This is a genomic window from Neobacillus sp. C211 (assembly GCF_051842875.1).
Taxonomy (GTDB): domain Bacteria; phylum Bacillota; class Bacilli; order Bacillales; family Cytobacillaceae; genus Neobacillus.
In genome coordinates, this window is record NZ_JBPXRO010000002.1 from 177,709 (window position 1) to 196,119 (window position 18,411).

Consider the following 18,411-nt stretch of genomic DNA (forward strand, 5'->3'; position numbering starts at 1 on the left):
ATTTATGCGTAAAATTACCTATGCAGAAGCAATTAATGAAGTTATGTGCCAAGAAATTGAAGCGAATGAAGACGTTTTTATTTTAGGTGAGGATATTGGTATTTATGGCGGTGCCTTCGGATTAACAAGAGGAATGATTGAAAGGCTGGGACCAGATAAAGTATTAAATACTCCAATTTCAGAACAAGCCATTACAGGAGTTGCGATCGGTGCAGCCTTAATGGGAATGCGTCCGATACTAGAACTTCAATTTTCCGATTTTGTGACGGTTGCGATGGACCAAATCGTAAACCAAGCAGCTAAATTACGTTATATGTATGGAGGAAAGGGAAAAGTTCCTATAGTTATCCGTACTCCGGGTGGCTCTGGAGCTGGTTTTGCAGCTCAGCATTCACAAAGTTTAGAAGCTTGGATGGCACATGTTCCAGGATTAAAAGTGGTCCAGCCATCTACAGCTTATGATGCGAAGGGTTTGTTTAAAGCAGCATTAGAAGATGATAATCCAGTTATTTTCTATGAACATAAGCTTTTATATGGAATGAAGGACGACGTACCTGAAGAATCCTATGTTATTCCCCTTGGAAAAGCTGATATTAAGCGAGAAGGTAATGATGTCACAGTAGTTGCAACTTCGATTATGGTTCATAGAGCAATGCAAGCAGCAGAAGAGCTTGAAAAAGATGGAATTAGTGTAGAAATTATAGACCCACGCACGTTAGTGCCACTTGATACAGAAACAATCGTAGAATCTGTGAAAAAAACCGGGCGCGCAGTTGTTGTATATGAAGCAGTTCAACGTGGCGGATACGGTGCTGAAATTGCTAGTGTCATTAATGAAAGTGAAGCATTTGATTTCCTCGATGCTCCAGTAGTAAGACTTGGAGGGAAAGCTGTACCGATTCCGTATAATCCAACCCTTGAAAAAAAAGCAGTTCCCCAAGTTGAAGATATTAAGGATGTTATTAAATCAATGATACTAACGTATGCCTGACAGGAGGATAGAACATGGCTGAACAAGTATTAATGCCCAAACTCGGAGCAACGATGGAAAAAGGAACGATATTGGAATGGATGAAGAATGAAGGGGATCGAGTTGAAAAAGGTGAACCTATTCTTGAGATTATGACCGATAAAATCAATCTTGAAGTGGAAGCTACAACCTCAGGCATATTATTAAAAAGATTATATAATGTTGATGAAGAAGTAGCCGTTCTAGAACCAATCGCCTATATTGGACAGGCGGATGAAACTATTAAGGATATGCGAAATACTGTTTTAGAGGGGTTAAAGGTAGAGGTAGAACCATTAGCAGAAAACACTGCTCCGTCAATCGGTACAGAAAAACAACCAAATTTTAATGGAATAAATAAACCAAGAAGGACGCCTTCAGCGAATAAGCTTGCAAAAGACAATGGGATTGACTTACGCCAAATTAAAGGTACAGGTCCCAATCATCGAATCCAAGTAAGGGATGTTGAATTATATATCAGCAATCAACAAAAGGTAACTCCCCTTGCTAGTAAACTAGCAAATTACAATAATATCAATTTAGCGAACATCCAAGGCACGGGTGCAAACGAAAAAATTGTATCCTCTGATGTTCTGAACAACCAACCAATCTCGAAGAATCAAACTCTTCAATATAATGGCTTGCGTAAGGTTATTGGCGAAAGAATGGTCCAAAGTGTTACTACAGTACCGCATGTTACACTTACCTCTGAAGTCGAAATGACAGCAGGAATCGAATTAAGAACGAAACTATTAGATAAAATTTTGAAGGTATCGGGGCATCGTTTATCCTATACCGAAATTTTTATCAAAGCTGCAGCAACCGCTTTAAAAACACACAAATTGGTGAATTCTTCACTAAACGGGAATACGATTGAAATTCTATCGGAAGTCAATATCGGCGTAGCTGTTGCTGTTCCCAATGGGTTAGTAGTGCCAGTTATCAGAAATGCAGATAGGAAGGGACTTGCAGCTCTTACGGAAGAAAATAAGCGAATTGTCAAACAGGCTAGAGAAAATAAACTAGCTCCAGAAAATTTGGCTGGTGGAACATTCACGATTAGTAATTTGGGGATGTATGCCGTTGATGCATTTACCCCTATTATTAATCAGCCACAATCTGCGATCATGGGAATCGGACGAATTCGGGAAAAAGTCGTTTCTGAAAACGGGTCATTTGCGGCAAAGCAATTCGTTACCCTCAGCCTCTCATTTGACCATCGTGTGATTGATGGGGCTCCGGCAGCTGAGTTTCTCACTGAACTGAAAAATTTATTAGAAAATCCTTATGAATTAATGGTTTGAGGTGAGATATATGAAGATATACGATTTAATAGTAGTTGGAGGGGGCCCAGGCGGTTATGTTGCTGCAGAATTCGCCGGGAAGCAGGGCTTGTCAGTCGCTCTCATTGAAAATCAGTATCTTGGAGGAACTTGCCTGAATACTGGGTGTATCCCTTCAAAAACGCTTCTTAGGCATTCCGAATTCCTCGACATGATAGAAAAAGCAAAAAGGTGGGGAGTAGAAGTAGAAAACGTTAAGTTGTCATTCGAAAAAATGATGAAACGGAAAACTACTGTTATAGAGAATTTGCGAAGAGGAGTAGAATTCCTCCTGAAAAGCGCAAATGTTGATCTCTATAATGGCTTAGCAACCATTTTACCCGATTATCGAGTGAAAATTGAGGCGAATAATATCCAATCTGAGGTGTATGGTAAAAAAATTATCATTGCTACTGGTTCAAAACCCTATGTACCATCAATTAAAGGTGTTGAACATATTAAGGCCCATACAAGTGATACGATTTTTGATTTAGCTTACATACCAAAATCAATCGTCATCATAGGCGGAGGAATTATCGGAGTGGAATTTGCCTGTATTTTTTCCAGTTTGAACGTTGATGTTACGATCATTGAAATGGGTGAAAGGTTAATTGCTGGAGAAGATGAAGATGCGTCGAGGTTAATGACGAAAGAACTTAAGAAAAAAGGAATCACCATTCATACATCTGCAAAAGTAGTTGAGGCTGGTGAAATCGATTCAGAAAAATTGATAACTGTGGAGCTGAAGAATCTAGATCAGGTGACAATTTCCGCGGAAGAAGTTCTGTTTGCCTCAGGGCGTAAACCAAATGTAAGTTGTGTCAATAAGTTGGGATTGAAGATGATTGGTCCATTTATCGCAGTAAATAAGCAAATGGAAACAAGCTTTCCGAATGTTTATGCTGTTGGGGATGTAATTGGCGGCTGGCAATTGGCACATGTTGCAAGTAGTGAAGGTATAGTAGCAGCGTCGAACGCTTCAGGTATATTCAAGGAAGTTGATTATAAAGTTGTACCACGTTGTATCTATACTTTTCCGGAAATTGCTAGTGTTGGATTATCCGAAAAGGAGGCAAAAGAAAGAGGCTATTCCTTTCGAAGCGAGACACTGCAGTTAACAGCAAATGGCAAAACATTAGCAATGGATGAGTCAGCCGGGTTTATTAAGCTGATTGCGGATGATCGCTATGATGAAATTCTTGGAGCGGTAATGGTTGGTCCTCATGTTACCGAAATGATTTCTGAGGTATCCACAGCTATTTTTCTCGAAGGCACGATGGATGAATTAGCTTTACTAATCCATCCACATCCTACCGTATCAGAAGGGATATGGGAAACCGCAAGAGCCTGGTTAGAGAAGAAGAAAAATTTAGTTATTCAATAATATAAAAAACGGCTGGTACAAAGTATTTTATGAGATTTGTACCAGTCTCCTCTTTTTTGTGAAAAATCACCAAATACCCTAGTAATATCCATTATTTCCCCCAGTTTAAGGTATAAAACTTTCCGAAATATACCAATGTCTGTTATTATATAAAAGTGACAATTCGGAATTTTACACCTTCTTTTGTTATAAAACCCATTATTACTATTGAACGGAGGAATTTTTTTGCCATCCGATTATTCTTACAAAGAACTTTATAATAAATGGGACCAATTTATTAATGGCGGAAATGATACTTCCCATCTGAGAAAAGAGGTAGCAGATTCATGGAAACGCTGCCGAAAATTAAATGTTAATCCCTTCAAAAAACCTCCTTTATTGGAAAAGGATGAAATTCAAAAGTTAATAAGCAAAAATCAATTATTAATCAACGAAGTTGCTCCATTTATTAATCTCATTAGCGATATAACAAAAGAAACGAACTTTTTGTTTGTATTAACGGATAAATACGGAAATGTATTAGATGTTAGAGGCGACAAACATGTGGTCGAGCAAGCGAAAAAGAGTAATTTCGTAATTGGGGCAAACCGCTCTGAAAGTGCCGGTACAAATGCAATCAGTGTCACCATTACAACAAGGAAGCCAATACATATTGGTGGGCCGGAGCATTACAACGTACTTTTTCATCAATGGGCGTGTGCAGCTGCTCCGATACATGATGGTAATGGGAAATTAATAGGAGTCCTGACACTTTCAGGACATTATTCACTTAAGCATATCCATACTCTTGGGATGGTTGTCTCTCTTGCTAAAGCTATAGAAAACGAACTTCTTGTGAAAGAAAGAAATGTAGAAATAAAAAAGAACAATCGGCCTTCACAGAGGAGTTATTTTACATTTGAAGACATTATTGGTAGTGGAGAGGGAATACAATCTGCCATTAATATGGCAAGAGTAGTGTCGAATTCAAACTCACGAATCATAGTCGAAGGGGAGAGTGGAACGGGTAAAGAATTGTTTGTACAAGCCATTCACAATGCAAGCGAGAGAAGAGGAAGCCCATTTATAGCAGTAAACTGTGGTGCCATTCCTGATCAACTTATTGAAAGCGAGTTATTTGGATACCAGGAAGGAGCTTTCACTGGGGCAAAAAAGGGCGGTATGGCAGGCAAATTTGAGTTGGCTCATGGCGGTACGTTATTCTTAGACGAAATCAACAGTATGCCTGAGAATATGCAAGTTAAATTACTGAGGGTATTGCAGCAGAATGAAGTGACGCGTGTGGGCGGATCGACCCCCATTCCTATCAATGTTAGAGTAATAGCGGCATCTAATGAATCTCTTGAAAATTTAGTTGACAAAAATAATTTTCGAAGAGATTTATTTTATCGATTAGGAATCATTGTATTTCAAATCCCGCCACTACGTGAAAGGTTGGAAGACATTCCAGAGTTATTTATTCACTTATTAAATAAAATTAGTAAGGGATTGAATCAAAAATGTCCGGAATTTGAACCATCTATCTTAAAATATTTAAAATCATATCATTGGCCAGGTAATATAAGAGAGCTAGAAAACTATATAGAAAGAGCAGTCGTGCTCTCTCAAGGGAAGAAGATTACTATAGAACATTTTCCTTATAGAGTAATTGAACATATGTTTTTGCCTGAAAGAGTAGAATTAACCACATTGGAGAAGGTGGAAAAGGAATTCATAATCAAAGCTTTAGATGTCTATGATGGGAACATTTCAAAAACCTCTGAGCTCCTTGGCATCACTAGAAAAACATTATACAACAAAATGAAAGCGTTTAATCTAAAAAAAACAAAGGAAAGAATTTCACTCTAAATTATAAAAGGAATATATGGATAAACGGACAAGCTGGGAGTTCAGCATTGTCCGTTTTTTATTTTATATATTTCATTTCTGGGGCCATTATCGATATATAAGATTGGATCCTAAATAAAATTGATTGGATACAAAATTATGACAATACAGGCATTGATATGCTAAAAATGGTGTGATAAACTTATTATTGTATCCAAAATAAAACGAGGTGGATATTCTGATGACTGAAATAACTCCAAATAAATCTACGATAGTAAAGACAGTAACGAAGTCTCTTAGACAAGTTATATTAGATGGGACATTGAAAAAAGGAGACCGGCTTATTCAAGAAGAATGGGCGGAGCGGCTTGGTGTCAGTCGAATGCCTATACGGGAAGCACTGACGCAACTGCAAATGGAAGGTCTGGTAGAGCTAGTCCCTCATAAAGGGGCAATAGTCACGCCGATTACACATGATAATATTGAAGAAATTTACCAAACCCGTTCGATACTTGAAGGCTTAGCTGTTGAAAAATCGCTACCCTTCTTAACTGAAGATGATAAACAAGAATTAGAAAACATCTTACTTCAAATGGAAGCGCTTAAATTAACCGACGAAACGAATGATGAATATATTCAACTAAACGCCTTATTTCACGAAACTCTTAGGAAAGGTTGTCCATGGCCAAGGGTCCTTAAAATTGTTGAGACGCTTGGAATTTCACCAATAGCGCCTAATTTATTAATTGATGAGTTTCAGGAAACACAACGTGAGCATCGATGCATTTATGAGGCGGTGTTACGCGGGGATCCTTATGAACTACGGGCGGCGGTGGAGTATCATATTTTTCGCACCAAGAACAATTTAATTAATTATATGGAAAGTTTAAAGAGCAAAAATCTAAATAAATAGGGGGCGTTGAATATGTATGATTTTGCAATTGTTGGTGGGGGGATAGTCGGTTTATCTACAGGAATGGCACTTTACGAGCGATACCCGAATGCGAAAATTGTTGTCATGGAAAAAGAAAAAGCAGTAGCTGAGCACCAAACAGGCCACAACAGCGGTGTCATTCACTCAGGTATTTACTATAAACCCGGAAGCTTTAAAGCAAGATTCGCTAGGCAAGGAAGTCAGTCGATGACAGAATTTTGTCAGATTCATGGGATTGAGCATGATATTTGTGGGAAAGTTATTGTCGCCACGAAGCATGAAGAAATGCCGCTTCTTGATAATTTATATAATCGTGGACTTCAAAACGAACTGACTATTGAAAAGATTGGTGCGGATGAATTAAAAGAAATAGAACCACATGTACGCGGACTTGGAGCGATTAGGGTTCCGCAAGCCGGCATTGTGAATTATCGACAGGTTAGCGAAAAGTTTGCAGAGATTATCCAAGCACATGGCGGTGAAATTCAGGTTAATACTAAGGTAGAAAAAATGCAAGAAGATGTTGATGCTGTCCAGATTGAAACGAACCGTAGCACATTGAAAGCTCGTATTGTGATTAATTGTGCAGGGCTTCATAGTGATCGTGTTGCTACAGCGTCAGGGTATAAAACAGGTATGAAAATTGTCCCTTTTCGCGGAGAATACTATAAATTAAAGCCGGAAAAACGTTATCTAGTAAAAAATCTAATTTATCCTGTACCTAATCCAAACTTCCCGTTCCTCGGTGTTCATTTTACACGGATGATAGGAGGCGAAGTCGATGCGGGTCCTAATGCTGTGCTTGGGTTTAAACGGGAAGGGTATAAGAAAACTGATTTTAGTCCGCGTGATTTAGCTGAAACCCTTTCATATGGCGGATTCTGGAGGCTTGCAAGAAAATTTATGAAAGAAGGACTTGAGGAATATATCAGATCCTTTAGTAAATCCCAGTTTACCAAGAGTCTTCAGGAATTGATTCCAGAGGTTAAGGAAGAGGATTTAATTCCGGCTTCTTCAGGCGTACGTGCACAGGCATTAAAAAGTAATGGAACCATGGTTGATGATTTCCATATTATTATAGGCAAACGAACTGTGCACGTATGCAATGCCCCCTCACCAGCTGCAACCGCTTCAATTGAAATTGGTAAAGAAGTTGTCAGAAGAATACCTAATCAAACGCACTTAATAGAAAATGTTACAAAAATAATATAAAAAACAATTAAAAGAAATCATGTTCAATTCAAGGATGATGTTTATTGCAAACCAGGCTCCTTGGCGCTATAACAGGATTCAAAAATATATTTACCCTTAGAATCGTAGCAGAAATGATTTTAATAGAATAATTATTTCATAGCGAGGAAACGCAATTCATTCTTACATTTAAAATGATAAGAATGAATTGCGTTTTTTTTATGATTCATAGTGTTATAAATTAATACTTGGTCTTTAAGGGTATATCAGGGAAGAATATGGTGTATTTAATTTTATCGTTAAATTGTTTGAAAACTCCATTTAACGTCAATAATGACAAGTAGTTGAAATCCGGGGGTGCATTTAGTGAAAGAGGAATTAAAGATTTTTTATCAAATTTTTACGACAACCAAAGATGCGATTGAAAAATTTATGAATATGTTGGATCCGGTCATTCAGAACGCTACCGATGACCATGAACGACTTTACTACCATCATATTTTTGAAGAAGAGGAGCAGCGGCTTTCCCGATTAGTAGAGCTGATTCCGCTGATCAGTAAATTTGAAAAGGAAAAAGACGAGAAAGATTTTGCGCCGACCAATAATGAATTTAATCGGCTCTTGCAAGAGTTGAACCTCGAAAAATTCGGGTTACATAATTTTGTGGAACATCTCGATTTAGCGCTATTTCGCTTTACCGATGAGGAACGCAGCACGATGCTTAACCAATTGCGGGAAGTATCCTACCGGGATTATCAGCAAGTAAAGACGATGTTACTGGAGATTAATAAACGTTTCGATAATGACTACATAGACCCGCATGCCCATCATGATCACGATCATGACCACCTAGACCGGTCTGGTACAACATCAGCTGCTGTCCCAGTCGTGTCTTCAGCTAAATATAAAAAGGGGTTTACTGTTGGGAGCTTAATTTAGGCAGTACTTACATAAGTAAATAGACTCAAACTCAAACGATTTATGATGTTTGGCGGAATAAGTTGAGAACTTGGCGGAATCTCGAACAAGTTTAGCAGAATTCCATCCTGATTTGGCGGAATCCCCGATCCAATCGGCGGAATAAATCCCAGACTCAGCGGAATCCACATCTATAAAACCAACCTAAAAATAAATATAAATAGAAGAGAGGATCGAAACATGAACAAATCGCAATTATTTCCGGATTCACCGATAACAGACCAAGAATTCTCCCAATTAGACAAAACGGTCATCGAAACAGCACGCAGACAGTTGATAGGCCGTCGTTTTATCGAACTATATGGCCCGCTCGGACGAGGCATGCAAAGCATCTCAAATGACATCTTTATCGAAAACCAAGAAGCGAAAATGGACTTCCAGGGATCTTTTGATACCACATTCGAAACAAGTAAACGGGTAAACCATACGATTCCTTTACTCTACAAGGATTTCATCCTATATTGGCGCGACATAGAACAAACCAAGGTACTCGATATTCCAATTGATTTTTCACCAGCTGCAAATGCTGCCCGAGACGTCGCTAATCTGGAAGACCAGATGATTTTTCACGGAGCAAAAGAATTTGATATCCCTGGAATAATGAATGTCCAAGGACGGCTGACGCACTTGATTGGTGAATGGTATGAATCAGGAACCGCATTTCAGGATATTGTCGATGCAAGGAATAAACTGCTCGAAATGAACCATCATGGACCGTTTGCACTCGTCTTAGCACCAGAGCTTTATTCGCTAATACATCGTGTCCATAAAGATACCAATGTCTTAGAAATTGAACATATTCGTGAGCTTGTGACAGATGGCGTGTTCCAATCACCAGTTTTAAAAGGGAAAACGGGAGTGATCCTTAATACAGGCCGAAATAACCTGGATCTTGCCGTATCAGAGGATTTTGATACAGCCTACATGGGCCAGGAAGGGATGAATCACCCTTTCCGTGTTTATGAAACCGTAGTATTAAGAATCAAGCGTCCTGGGGCAATTTGCACACTCGAGGCAATAGGAGATTAACGTGTGAACAAACGAGTTTTTACGGTTGGCTCACTCATTCCGGGTTCATTGGCGCCTGTTCTGCACCCACCCGCAAGTACCCTTTTTGAAAAAGAAGAACCTAAACAGCCATCCGATACGATTAGGGAAGAACTTCACTCTGAAAAAATAATCGTACTCCAAGGCGAGAATAAATTCGAAATAACACCTGTTAAAGGAAAGTTGCTTGATGCCGCCCTAAACCAAGGGAAGCAAATCAAATATAAATGCCAAAAAGGAACCTGCGGACAATGTACCGTACAGGTCCTGCAAGGTTCAGGACTATCGAAGCCAAATGAACAAGAGCATATCAAGCTAAGGAACGAATTAAACAATGGCTATCGATTGGCTTGCCAAGCTGTCATTCTATAAATAGCAAAACGCGGTCCAGCACAAGGCGGACCGCGTTTTTATTAAGCAAATAATTGAACTAATTTATCTTCAATAGGGAATGGAAGCGAAAAATTATGGTTTTTCAATTCTTTTACACTGATATCACGCACAAGTTTCAGCGCTTCTTTTTTAAATGAACTCGTAACAAAACCTTCATTCACTTCACATAACTTTTGTAAATATTTCAATGTATCGTGCAACAGATATTGTTTAATATAAGTATTATTGAGCTGACAAATTAATTTGTGCTGCAAGCCTTTAATAATAGCGATCTGATCGACATGAACAATGACATTTGCACCATCTTGATCAATGAAACCAACAGAAACATAATGACCTTTTGAGATATCAACATTAGTAAACACAGGGTTTAGATAGGTTTCACCTGATGATAACCGAATCGAATCAGCCTCAGCCGCACCGCCGATTTTACGTTGATTTGAAATAACCGTGTGAATATCCTTCAACCCATATAGCATGTTAAACATGTTGTATCCCCCTCCAATGTAATCTCTATACCGTTATATTATAGATAATGAGAATCATTGTCAATGGGTGTCAGGCACCAAATTGTGGAGGTTGTTTGAAAATTTACAGACTAATAATTTCTCCTTGTTTTAAACCTAATTGAGTAACAGTTCCGGCTGGAAGTTCAACTACTGAGTAGGCATTCTGAACAGGCTTGACAAAGCGCCATGGTTTAAGCTCTTCAACCATTTTAACGATTTGGCCCTCTTTATTAAGAAAAACGGCATCGATTTCAAAATGCATAAAGCACATATGAATCGAATTACACGGAATAATCCACAAACCCTCGTCAACCAATTGTTCCTTCCGAAACATAAGTCCTTTCAATCTCTTAAAAAATGAATCAGCAAAGTGAATGGAATATGGAATTGTTTTAATTGATTGTTCCATTATTCTACCTCCTATCATATTTTTGTTCGATATATTGAATATACTCCAAGATTGAATTGTTCTCAATAATGAAAAATGTAGAATGGTGTCGTTTTTTTTATTTAGAACAAAGTCCTATAAAACTATTTACATTTCGGGACAATGGGACTATTATTTACTTAAAGGTTGTTCACTATATAGAACGAATGTAAGATACTCGTTAAATTAAATCACGGGTCTCATTATGATGGGTGTTCGATAAAGTGAACCTCCCGACAAAAAATTTCTAGGAGGAATAACACATGTTGAAAAAAATGAAGAATCTAGTAGTACAAGAAGAAGGACAAGGACTATCGGAATATGGATTAGTGTTAGCTGGAGTAGTAGTAGTAGTTGGAGTAGCAGTTGGTCTTTTAAAAACCGAAATTACTTCATTATTCACTAACCTTCTACCGTAAAAAGCACCCTTTAGTAGCTTTATATCTAACAGCCCTACTTCATAGTAGGGCTCATATTTTAATAGGGCAGGTTGATTCGGATTATGATTATTTACTTAATTCTTGGAATTGCTTTAGTCATTTCACTCATCACTGATCTCAAAGAAAGAAAAATATTAAACCTTGTCACTGTACCGACCATCTTTTTTGGCCTTATATACTATTCAATAACACAAGGTTTGAATGGGCTCCTATTTAGTTTTGTTGGGCTTCTAGTTGGACTTGGAGTTCTAATTATTCCCTTTTTATTAGGAGGTATGGGAGCAGGTGACGTGAAATTGATGGGGGCAATCGGGGCATTGATGGGAGCAAGTTTTGTATTCTATTCCTTCATCTACACAGCATTGTTTGGTGGAGTCATTGCCCTTATGCTGATTATTAAGAAAAAGGGTTTTCAGAACTCTATAAGATCAATCTTCTTCAATGTTATTTTTTATAGAAGTAATCTGGGTTCCATGAATATTACAAAAGACAAAGAAGGTAGTATTTCGTTCCCTTATGGTGTGCCAATAGCACTGGGAACACTATGCTCACTTTTATGGGGTGGATTCAAATGAAATCGCAAAAAGGACAATCGCTTGTTGAACTAGCACTGGTCCTACCAGTATTAATTTTGCTCTTGTTTGGAATTATTGATTTTTCGAGAATATTTCATGCCTATCTGACCATAGATCATGCGGGCAGAGAAGCTGCACGTTCAGCAAGCATTGGAAATGATAATACAACTGTAAAAAATACGGCTGCTAGTGATGCGACTAGTATCGGTTTAACTACTGATAAAATAAGTATTTCTTCAGAATCCAGGAAATCTGGTTCAAATGTAACAATTACCATTACTTATCCAATAACATTTCTTACTCCGATAATTGGACAAATCATAGGAACATTAACCTTAACAGACACCACAACCATGAGGGTGGAATGATGAATAAACTATTAAGAATATTAAATTTGCGAGATGAAAGCGGCGCGGCAGTAGTAATAGTTGCCATTTCAATGGTTGTTCTTCTGGGCTTCGCAGCTTTAGCTATAGATGGTGGAAGGATTTATTTTGAAAAAAGCAAGCTGCAAAAAGCTTTGGATGCGGCCGTTCTTGCTGGCGCTCAAGGGTTGATTCAAGGTGAAACTCAAGCAATCGCAAATGCTAACGGTGTTGCGAAAGATAATGGATACTCCTTATCTGAAAGTGATTTAACCATAGTAGGCAATTCAATAAGAGCAACAAAACAAACGAATGTTTCGCTTACCTTCGCCAGAGCAATTGGTATCACTGATTCTAACGTTAGCGCTACGGCAAAAGCAGTAGTAGGTCATTTAAAAACAGCTAGAGGGATTACTCCAATTGCTGTGGAAGAAAGTCAAATACCTAATGGAAAGGAGTTAACCTGCACTAATCCAGGAAAAACACATGGGAACTGTGGTTTCCTAGCTTTGGATGGAACAGGGGCTTCAAATTTGGCTGATGCTCTTAGAAACGGAAATATTTATTCTGTTGGAAACCAGGTAAAGACCGAACCTGGTGAAATGTGGGGACCTGTGAGTAGTACGATAAATGAATTGATTAATAGTGATTCAAATAAACCTCATTGCCAGTCCGCAGAAACTGCTGATAGTCAATGCAAAAGGGTTATTAATATAGTTGTCATTGACACATGGGATGGAGCAAATGGGAGGGATACTCTCAACGTGACAGGTTTCGCAACGTATTGGATAGATGGCTTTGACAATAAAACACTTATGGGAGAATTCATTAAAAGGCTTCAGCCAGGAGAAATTGGTGAGGATGGTATCGGGACATTATACAGTGTCAAATTGATAGAATGAATTTTCAGGCATGAGATTTAGGAGGGCAATATGAATACGAAAAAGATTTGGATTATTTCATTTATATTGGGTTTGACAGTTGCAGGAATTGCCTATATTACACTCTTTACAAAAGAAAATGTTTCTTCGGCTTCCGAAGGGCAAGTCAATCAAGTGAGTGAAGATAAAAAAGATAACAAATCTGATAAGCAATCTCAAGAAAAGAAAGTGACTGAAAAGGAGAAAAAGGTTGAGAGGGAATTTAAAAATCCGCTAGAGGATATAAGCAAGGGGAAACGTGCGATCTCATTAAAAGTGAACCTTGAAGAGAGTGTATCCGGGTATATTGCCCAAGATTCACTAGTGGATGTAATAGCTTATGAAACTACCAAAGATGCTGCAGGTAAAGAATATAAATCAGCGGTGGTAGTCCTTGAAAATATGAAGGTTCTATCTTCAGGTAAATCTGCTGACAACAAGGAAGAAGCCCTCCATTATGAGACCGTTACCTTGGAAGTCACGCCCGAAGAGGGAGTCATGTTAGGTTTAGCAGCAAAGGATCAGGACGGATTCTATTTAATGCTTAGAAATCCTGAGGACACAGGAAGCAGCAAATTAGGGTTAAAACATACAAGAGAAGTAATTAAAGAGGGAGGCACTAAATCGAAATGAATATAAACTGGATTTATTTTTCTGATACGAATACTCCTCCTGGAGAAGTAAAAGCACTTTTAGAAAAGAAGCAATTTCATTTGTCAACTACCAATCAAATTGGAAAATTACATACACTTTTAGTTGAGAGTAATCAGTCTGTATTATTTATTAAAGCTCATACATTTTATAACGTTTATGATCTTTGTCAGGAAATTTCCGTTCTTTACCCGCATGTTTATATCATCTTAATTGTCCCTGATAGCTTAGAAAATTTAAAAAAAGCAATGTTAATGGGGGCATCCGATACCCTGCGCTCATCCTTTAATCATGAAGAACTTGGTGAAGCTATTGTACATGCGATGAAATATATGCAGCATCGTGCCAATAAGGATAATATGTTCGTAAATTTATTAAAAGAAAAAAGTAGAGTTATAGCCGTCTCCAATCCTAAGGGGGGAGTGGGTAGGACGCTTATAACAGTTAACCTCGCAATTGCTCTCGCTAGGATGGGAAAGAAGGTCGCTGTTATAGACGGGAACCTGCAATTTGGCGAGGTGGCAATGTACTATAATGTGAAACCGAAACGAACGGTTTATGAATGGGTTAAGGAAGGATACGGTCAATCGAACGCTTCCATCAATCAATATATGACCTCGGTTGAAGGCGATGTTTCGATTCTTGCTGCACCGACTCGACCTGAGTTCTTCGAAGGAATTACCGAAGAACACATGAAGAGTGCTATTATGGCAGCAAAAAAACAATTCGACGTGGTCCTTATTGATATGCCCGTTTATTTATCTGAAATCCATTTGCGCTGTCTTGATTTGTCTGATGAAATATTATTATTAACAATCAATGAGATATCCGGTCTAAGGTTAACCAAGCTTTATCTTGAAACACTAGAGTCAATTAAGCAACAACATAAAGTAAAACTTATCGTTAATCGCTTTCAAAAAGGACAGGGTCTCGAACTAAAGAAAATTGAAGAGATATTAGGGATGAATATTTATTTCACCTTGCCAGAACAAAGAAATGTGGCGTCCTCTTCCATAAAAACAGGACAGCCATTTTTACAATCAAACTCCCGGAGCCAACTGGGGAAATCAGTATGGAAATTATCGGAAAATCTAATTAAACAATTAAGTGGAGAGACAGAGAAAATAAAGAAAGAGAAACGCTGGTTTCTAGTAGGAAAGTGAGGAGAGGTTCTCAATGTCGCTTTTTGAAAGGTTTAAAGAAGGATCGAATACAAGTAGAAGTACGAATTTAATAGATAAAGACTTCGAAGAATTACCGGTACAAAAAAGGTCAGAAGATTTCTGGTCTCTTGAATCTGGACTTCACAATTATCTATTAGAAGAATTAAAAAAATATCCTGGTCAGAATAAAGAGGAAGAAAAACAGAAAATTGACGAGTTAGGGCAAGCTTTCTTTGCTCAAGAAGGCGGAAGACTAACTTTTGAAGAGAAGCAAGAAATCTTGAATTATGTTAAAGATGAGTTGTTGGCTTATGGCCCGATTACACCATTATTAGTGAATCCCTTAATTAGTGAAGTCATGGTAAATAGCTTTAATCAAATTTATTATGAAAAAAATGGCAAGATTTTAAGGAGTAATATTAACTTTGTAGATAATCTGCACGTTATGCGTGTTATTGAGCGAATTGTCTCACCAATCGGTCGCCGTGTCGATGAAAGCTCGCCGATGGTCGATGCACGTTTACCAGATGGATCCCGTGTTAATGCAATCATTCCTCCACTTGCATTAAAAGGCCCGAGTTTAACCATTCGGAAATTTTCCGATATCCCTTTTACAATTAAAGATTTAATCGCATTTGGGACCTTAACTGAAGATATGGCGGAGTTCCTAGATATTTGTGTTAAATCAAAGCTCAATATCTTTATTAGCGGTGGGACAGGTTCGGGGAAAACTTCAACTTTAAACGTATTATCTTCATTTATTCCAAACACTGAACGAATCGTAACCATTGAAGATGCAGCCGAGCTTAACCTTAATCAGGAACATGTTGTGGCTTTAGAATCTCGTCCGCCGAATATCGAAGGAAAAGGTCAAATATCGATTCGAGAATTAGTGCGAAATTCGCTCCGAATGCGTCCTGATCGAATTGTCGTTGGTGAGGTTCGTGGAGCTGAAGCCTTAGATATGCTTCAAGCCATGAACACTGGTCATGACGGTAGTTTAAGTACAGGACATGCCAATTCACCTCGTGATATTCTTTCACGATTGGAAACAATGGTGTTGATGGCAGGCTTTGAGCTCCCGGTAAAAGCAATCCGTGAGCAAATCGCAGGTGCGATAGATATCATCGTTCAACAAACAAGGCTGAAGGATGGAACCAGAAAAATTACTCATGTTACGGAAGTGTTGGGAATGGAAGGGGATACTATCGTTCTTCAGGATATTTATTTATTTAATGAAACAGGTGTTACAGATGATGGGCTTATTAATGGAAGATTTATTTCTACAGGAATACGACCAAAATTCACGGAGAAGCTCGAATTAAATGGATACTCTTTACCTGCTTCATGGTTTGTTGGGGAGTGGTAGAAATGAAAACAGCAATCGAATTAATATTGATATTTCTCACTACTAGTAGCTTAATATATATTTTCTTGAGGAAATATTCCACTAAGAAGAGAATGGCTGACAGGATAAATGAGTTTTTACCAGCTTCACAGTTGGAAGAAGTCATAAAAAAGAAAGAAAAAAAACAAGTTTTTTTTAGGCAGTTTTTACTTTCAGTCGCCTTGATTTTTAAAAATGTTCAATTTAGTGAAAAAACAGAGAAAATCTTAGTTGAGAGCGGAAGTAAATTAAAATCGGAAGAGTTCTTTGCACTAAGAATTTTAGCTGCCGCTGGTATTGGGACTATTTCAGCATTACTAGGACTAGAATGGTATCTTTGCCTTTTTGCTTTAATCATGGGATTCCTCCTTCCGAAAATTATCATGAAACGAAAAAGAAATAAACGGCTGCAGCTTTCATCACATCAGTTAGTTGATATATTAGGAATGATGGCAAATTCAATGAGGGCAGGGTTTAGTTTTATGCAGGCTATGCAGCTTGTTGGAAAAGAAGTGCCCGATCCATTAGGGCCAGAATTTGAGCGTGTTGTCCGTCAGGCGGGGTTGGGGATTCCGCTTGAAAAGGTATTTGAAGAATTAGTAGAACGAGTGCCAAACAAAGAACTTGAGGTAGTTGTTAGGGCAATCCTAGCACAGCGAAAAAGTGGTGGAAATCTGGCTGCATTGCTTGAAACCATGGAAGAAACAATCAGGGGCAGAGTCCGAATACTTGAAGAGTTGAATACTTTAACCGCACAGGGGAAAATGTCAGCCTGGATCATTACGTTACTGCCGGTCGGACTAGGATTATATTTATCACTAATAAATAGGGAATATTTTGCGCCAATGCTTGAGCATCCGTTGGGGTGGATGATGTTGTTTGTTAGTGTTGTTTCCATTTTTATTGGTTGGTTGTTAATTCAGAAGATTATCCGGATCGAGGTGTAGTAGAATGCTGGATATCGTTTTTAGTTTACTCATAGCTGGATTTGTAACATTCCTGCTTGCTGGAGTATTGTTAACCATATTTAAAGGGAAAATTGCCTTTAATGAACGTTTAAGTACGTATTTTGAAGAACCTGTTAAGAAACAAAAAGTGAATACATCCCGAAAACATAAGGAAAGCAGGGCAAAAAAGGTATTTCTAGTATACTGGAATAAGGGAACCCAATTGTTAAATGGGAAAGTTTCAAAAACGGAACGAAAAAAATTAGACATGCTTCTTAGGGATGGGGGTTACCCTTTTAAATCGGCCACTGATTTTAGGTTATTTCAAATGTTACTTACTGCAGTTATGAGTATTCCTGTTATTCTGTTTATTTTGCCTGTAATTGAAGATAAAATGTCTATCTGGATTATGGTGATTGCATTGGCTTTATTGGGTTACCGCCTGCCTGTATTTTATCTTGGAAAGAAAAAAACAACTAGAATTAAGGAAATTAATAAATCCATGCCTGATTTTTTTGATACCGTAAATCTTTTGTTAGAGGCGGGAATGGGGCTTGATTTGGCAATTGCAGAGGTAGCAAAAAAACTAAAAGGCCCCCTGTCTGCTGAATTTATGCATACATTAGAGGATATGAAGCTAGGAAAATCGAGAAAAGATGCTTTTTATGAACTTCGTAAACGTGTGCCCTCTGATTCATTCCAAAGTATCATCACATCGTTAATCCAGGCAGATCAGCTAGGGATTGGGATGGCAAAGGTATTAGGAAATTTGACAGTTCGGGTTCGGGAACAACGGCGGGAGGCGGCCCGTGAACAGGCGATGAAAGCGCCAGTGAAAATGCTATTTCCAATGGTGTTTTTCATTTTTCCTTCGATATTTATTGTGATACTAGGTCCAATAGTCATACAGTTAGTTACAAAGGGGTTTGGCGGTTGATTAGG

At 38.2% G+C, this 18,411-nt stretch carries 21 protein-coding genes; 18 read left to right on the forward strand and 3 right to left on the reverse strand.

Going from position 1 to position 18,411, the window contains the following annotated elements; translation table 11 throughout:
- The first annotated feature begins 4 nt into the window (after positions 1–4).
- From ACSU6B_RS02645 to ACSU6B_RS02675, 7 genes are all read left to right on the forward strand, one after another.
- Complete coding sequence (locus ACSU6B_RS02645; protein WP_410882525.1) at positions 5–991, forward strand: alpha-ketoacid dehydrogenase subunit beta; 987 nt, start codon at positions 5–7, stop codon at positions 989–991.
- Positions 992–1,005: 14 nt separating this feature from the next.
- Positions 1,006–2,313 carry a dihydrolipoamide acetyltransferase family protein gene (locus ACSU6B_RS02650; protein ID WP_410882527.1) on the forward strand — a complete coding sequence of 436 codons (1,308 nt, stop codon included), beginning with the start codon at positions 1,006–1,008 and terminating at the stop codon, positions 2,311–2,313.
- Positions 2,314–2,323: 10 nt separating this feature from the next.
- Positions 2,324–3,715 carry a dihydrolipoyl dehydrogenase gene (gene lpdA / locus ACSU6B_RS02655; protein WP_410882529.1) on the forward strand — a complete coding sequence of 464 codons (1,392 nt, stop codon included), beginning with the start codon at positions 2,324–2,326 and terminating at the stop codon, positions 3,713–3,715.
- Between the two features lie 225 nt (positions 3,716–3,940).
- Positions 3,941–5,563, forward strand: a complete 1,623-nt coding sequence (locus ACSU6B_RS02660) for a sigma-54-dependent Fis family transcriptional regulator (RefSeq protein WP_410882531.1) — start codon at positions 3,941–3,943, stop codon at positions 5,561–5,563.
- Between the two features lie 220 nt (positions 5,564–5,783).
- Positions 5,784–6,455 carry a GntR family transcriptional regulator gene (locus ACSU6B_RS02665; protein ID WP_410882533.1) on the forward strand — a complete coding sequence of 224 codons (672 nt, stop codon included), beginning with the start codon at positions 5,784–5,786 and terminating at the stop codon, positions 6,453–6,455.
- 12 nt (positions 6,456–6,467) lie between these two features.
- Positions 6,468–7,688 (forward strand): L-2-hydroxyglutarate oxidase, encoded by a 1,221-nt coding sequence (gene lhgO / locus ACSU6B_RS02670; protein WP_410882535.1) that lies wholly within the window; start codon positions 6,468–6,470, stop codon positions 7,686–7,688.
- A gap of 345 nt (positions 7,689–8,033) precedes the next feature.
- The gene (locus ACSU6B_RS02675; RefSeq protein ID WP_410882537.1) at positions 8,034–8,606 is read left to right on the forward strand and encodes an IMEF encapsulin system ferritin-like cargo protein; all 573 of its coding nucleotides are present in this window, start codon (positions 8,034–8,036) and stop codon (positions 8,604–8,606) included.
- On the opposite strand, the gene ACSU6B_RS02680 is transcribed toward ACSU6B_RS02675, so the two are convergent.
- The gene (locus ACSU6B_RS02680; protein ID WP_410882539.1) at positions 8,603–8,776 is read right to left on the reverse strand and encodes a hypothetical protein; all 174 of its coding nucleotides are present in this window, start codon (positions 8,774–8,776) and stop codon (positions 8,603–8,605) included. The two genes, ACSU6B_RS02675 and ACSU6B_RS02680, sit on opposite strands and share 4 nt — an antisense overlap.
- Positions 8,777–8,825: 49 nt before the next feature.
- On the opposite strand from ACSU6B_RS02680, the gene ACSU6B_RS02685 reads away from it, so the two are divergent.
- The gene (locus tag ACSU6B_RS02685; RefSeq protein ID WP_215005514.1) at positions 8,826–9,674 is read left to right on the forward strand and encodes a family 1 encapsulin nanocompartment shell protein; all 849 of its coding nucleotides are present in this window, start codon (positions 8,826–8,828) and stop codon (positions 9,672–9,674) included.
- A 3-nt stretch (positions 9,675–9,677) separates the two neighbouring features.
- Entirely contained in the window at positions 9,678–10,064 is a 387-nt protein-coding gene (locus ACSU6B_RS02690) for a 2Fe-2S iron-sulfur cluster-binding protein (RefSeq protein ID WP_410882541.1), read from the forward strand.
- A gap of 41 nt (positions 10,065–10,105) precedes the next feature.
- Here the strand turns inward: ACSU6B_RS02690 and ACSU6B_RS02695 are convergent, their stop codons facing one another.
- Positions 10,106–10,573, reverse strand: coding sequence for a hypothetical protein (locus ACSU6B_RS02695; RefSeq protein ID WP_410882543.1), 468 nt, complete (start codon positions 10,571–10,573; stop codon positions 10,106–10,108).
- A 103-nt stretch (positions 10,574–10,676) separates the two neighbouring features.
- Positions 10,677–11,003 (reverse strand): DUF192 domain-containing protein, encoded by a 327-nt coding sequence (locus ACSU6B_RS02700; RefSeq protein ID WP_410882545.1) that lies wholly within the window; start codon positions 11,001–11,003, stop codon positions 10,677–10,679.
- A 281-nt stretch (positions 11,004–11,284) separates the two neighbouring features.
- Between ACSU6B_RS02700 and ACSU6B_RS02705 the strand changes: the two genes are divergently transcribed.
- From ACSU6B_RS02705 to ACSU6B_RS02745, 9 genes are all read left to right on the forward strand, one after another.
- On the forward strand, positions 11,285–11,440 hold the full coding sequence (locus tag ACSU6B_RS02705; protein WP_410882547.1) for a Flp family type IVb pilin: 156 nt from the start codon (positions 11,285–11,287) through the stop codon (positions 11,438–11,440).
- An 83-nt stretch (positions 11,441–11,523) separates the two neighbouring features.
- Complete coding sequence (locus ACSU6B_RS02710; RefSeq protein ID WP_410882549.1) at positions 11,524–12,036, forward strand: A24 family peptidase; 513 nt, start codon at positions 11,524–11,526, stop codon at positions 12,034–12,036.
- A complete protein-coding gene (locus ACSU6B_RS02715; protein WP_410882551.1) occupies positions 12,033–12,404 on the forward strand; it encodes a TadE/TadG family type IV pilus assembly protein in 372 nt (123 codons plus the stop codon). The genes ACSU6B_RS02710 and ACSU6B_RS02715 overlap by 4 nt, the downstream gene beginning before the upstream one ends.
- Positions 12,401–13,303 (forward strand): pilus assembly protein TadG-related protein, encoded by a 903-nt coding sequence (locus ACSU6B_RS02720; RefSeq protein ID WP_410882553.1) that lies wholly within the window; start codon positions 12,401–12,403, stop codon positions 13,301–13,303. The genes ACSU6B_RS02715 and ACSU6B_RS02720 overlap by 4 nt, the downstream gene beginning before the upstream one ends.
- A gap of 30 nt (positions 13,304–13,333) precedes the next feature.
- Positions 13,334–13,954: a Flp pilus assembly protein CpaB gene (gene cpaB / locus ACSU6B_RS02725; RefSeq protein ID WP_410882555.1), complete on the forward strand. Its 621-nt coding sequence runs from the start codon at positions 13,334–13,336 to the stop codon at positions 13,952–13,954.
- Positions 13,951–15,135 (forward strand): AAA family ATPase, encoded by a 1,185-nt coding sequence (locus ACSU6B_RS02730; protein WP_410882557.1) that lies wholly within the window; start codon positions 13,951–13,953, stop codon positions 15,133–15,135. The genes cpaB and ACSU6B_RS02730 overlap by 4 nt, the downstream gene beginning before the upstream one ends.
- 13 nt (positions 15,136–15,148) lie before the next feature.
- Entirely contained in the window at positions 15,149–16,504 is a 1,356-nt protein-coding gene (locus tag ACSU6B_RS02735; RefSeq protein WP_410882559.1) for a CpaF family protein, read from the forward strand.
- A 2-nt stretch (positions 16,505–16,506) separates the two neighbouring features.
- On the forward strand, positions 16,507–17,469 hold the full coding sequence (locus ACSU6B_RS02740; RefSeq protein ID WP_410882561.1) for a type II secretion system F family protein: 963 nt from the start codon (positions 16,507–16,509) through the stop codon (positions 17,467–17,469).
- A 4-nt stretch (positions 17,470–17,473) separates the two neighbouring features.
- Positions 17,474–18,406 (forward strand): type II secretion system F family protein, encoded by a 933-nt coding sequence (locus ACSU6B_RS02745; protein WP_410882563.1) that lies wholly within the window; start codon positions 17,474–17,476, stop codon positions 18,404–18,406.
- The last annotated feature ends 5 nt before the right edge of the window (positions 18,407–18,411 follow it).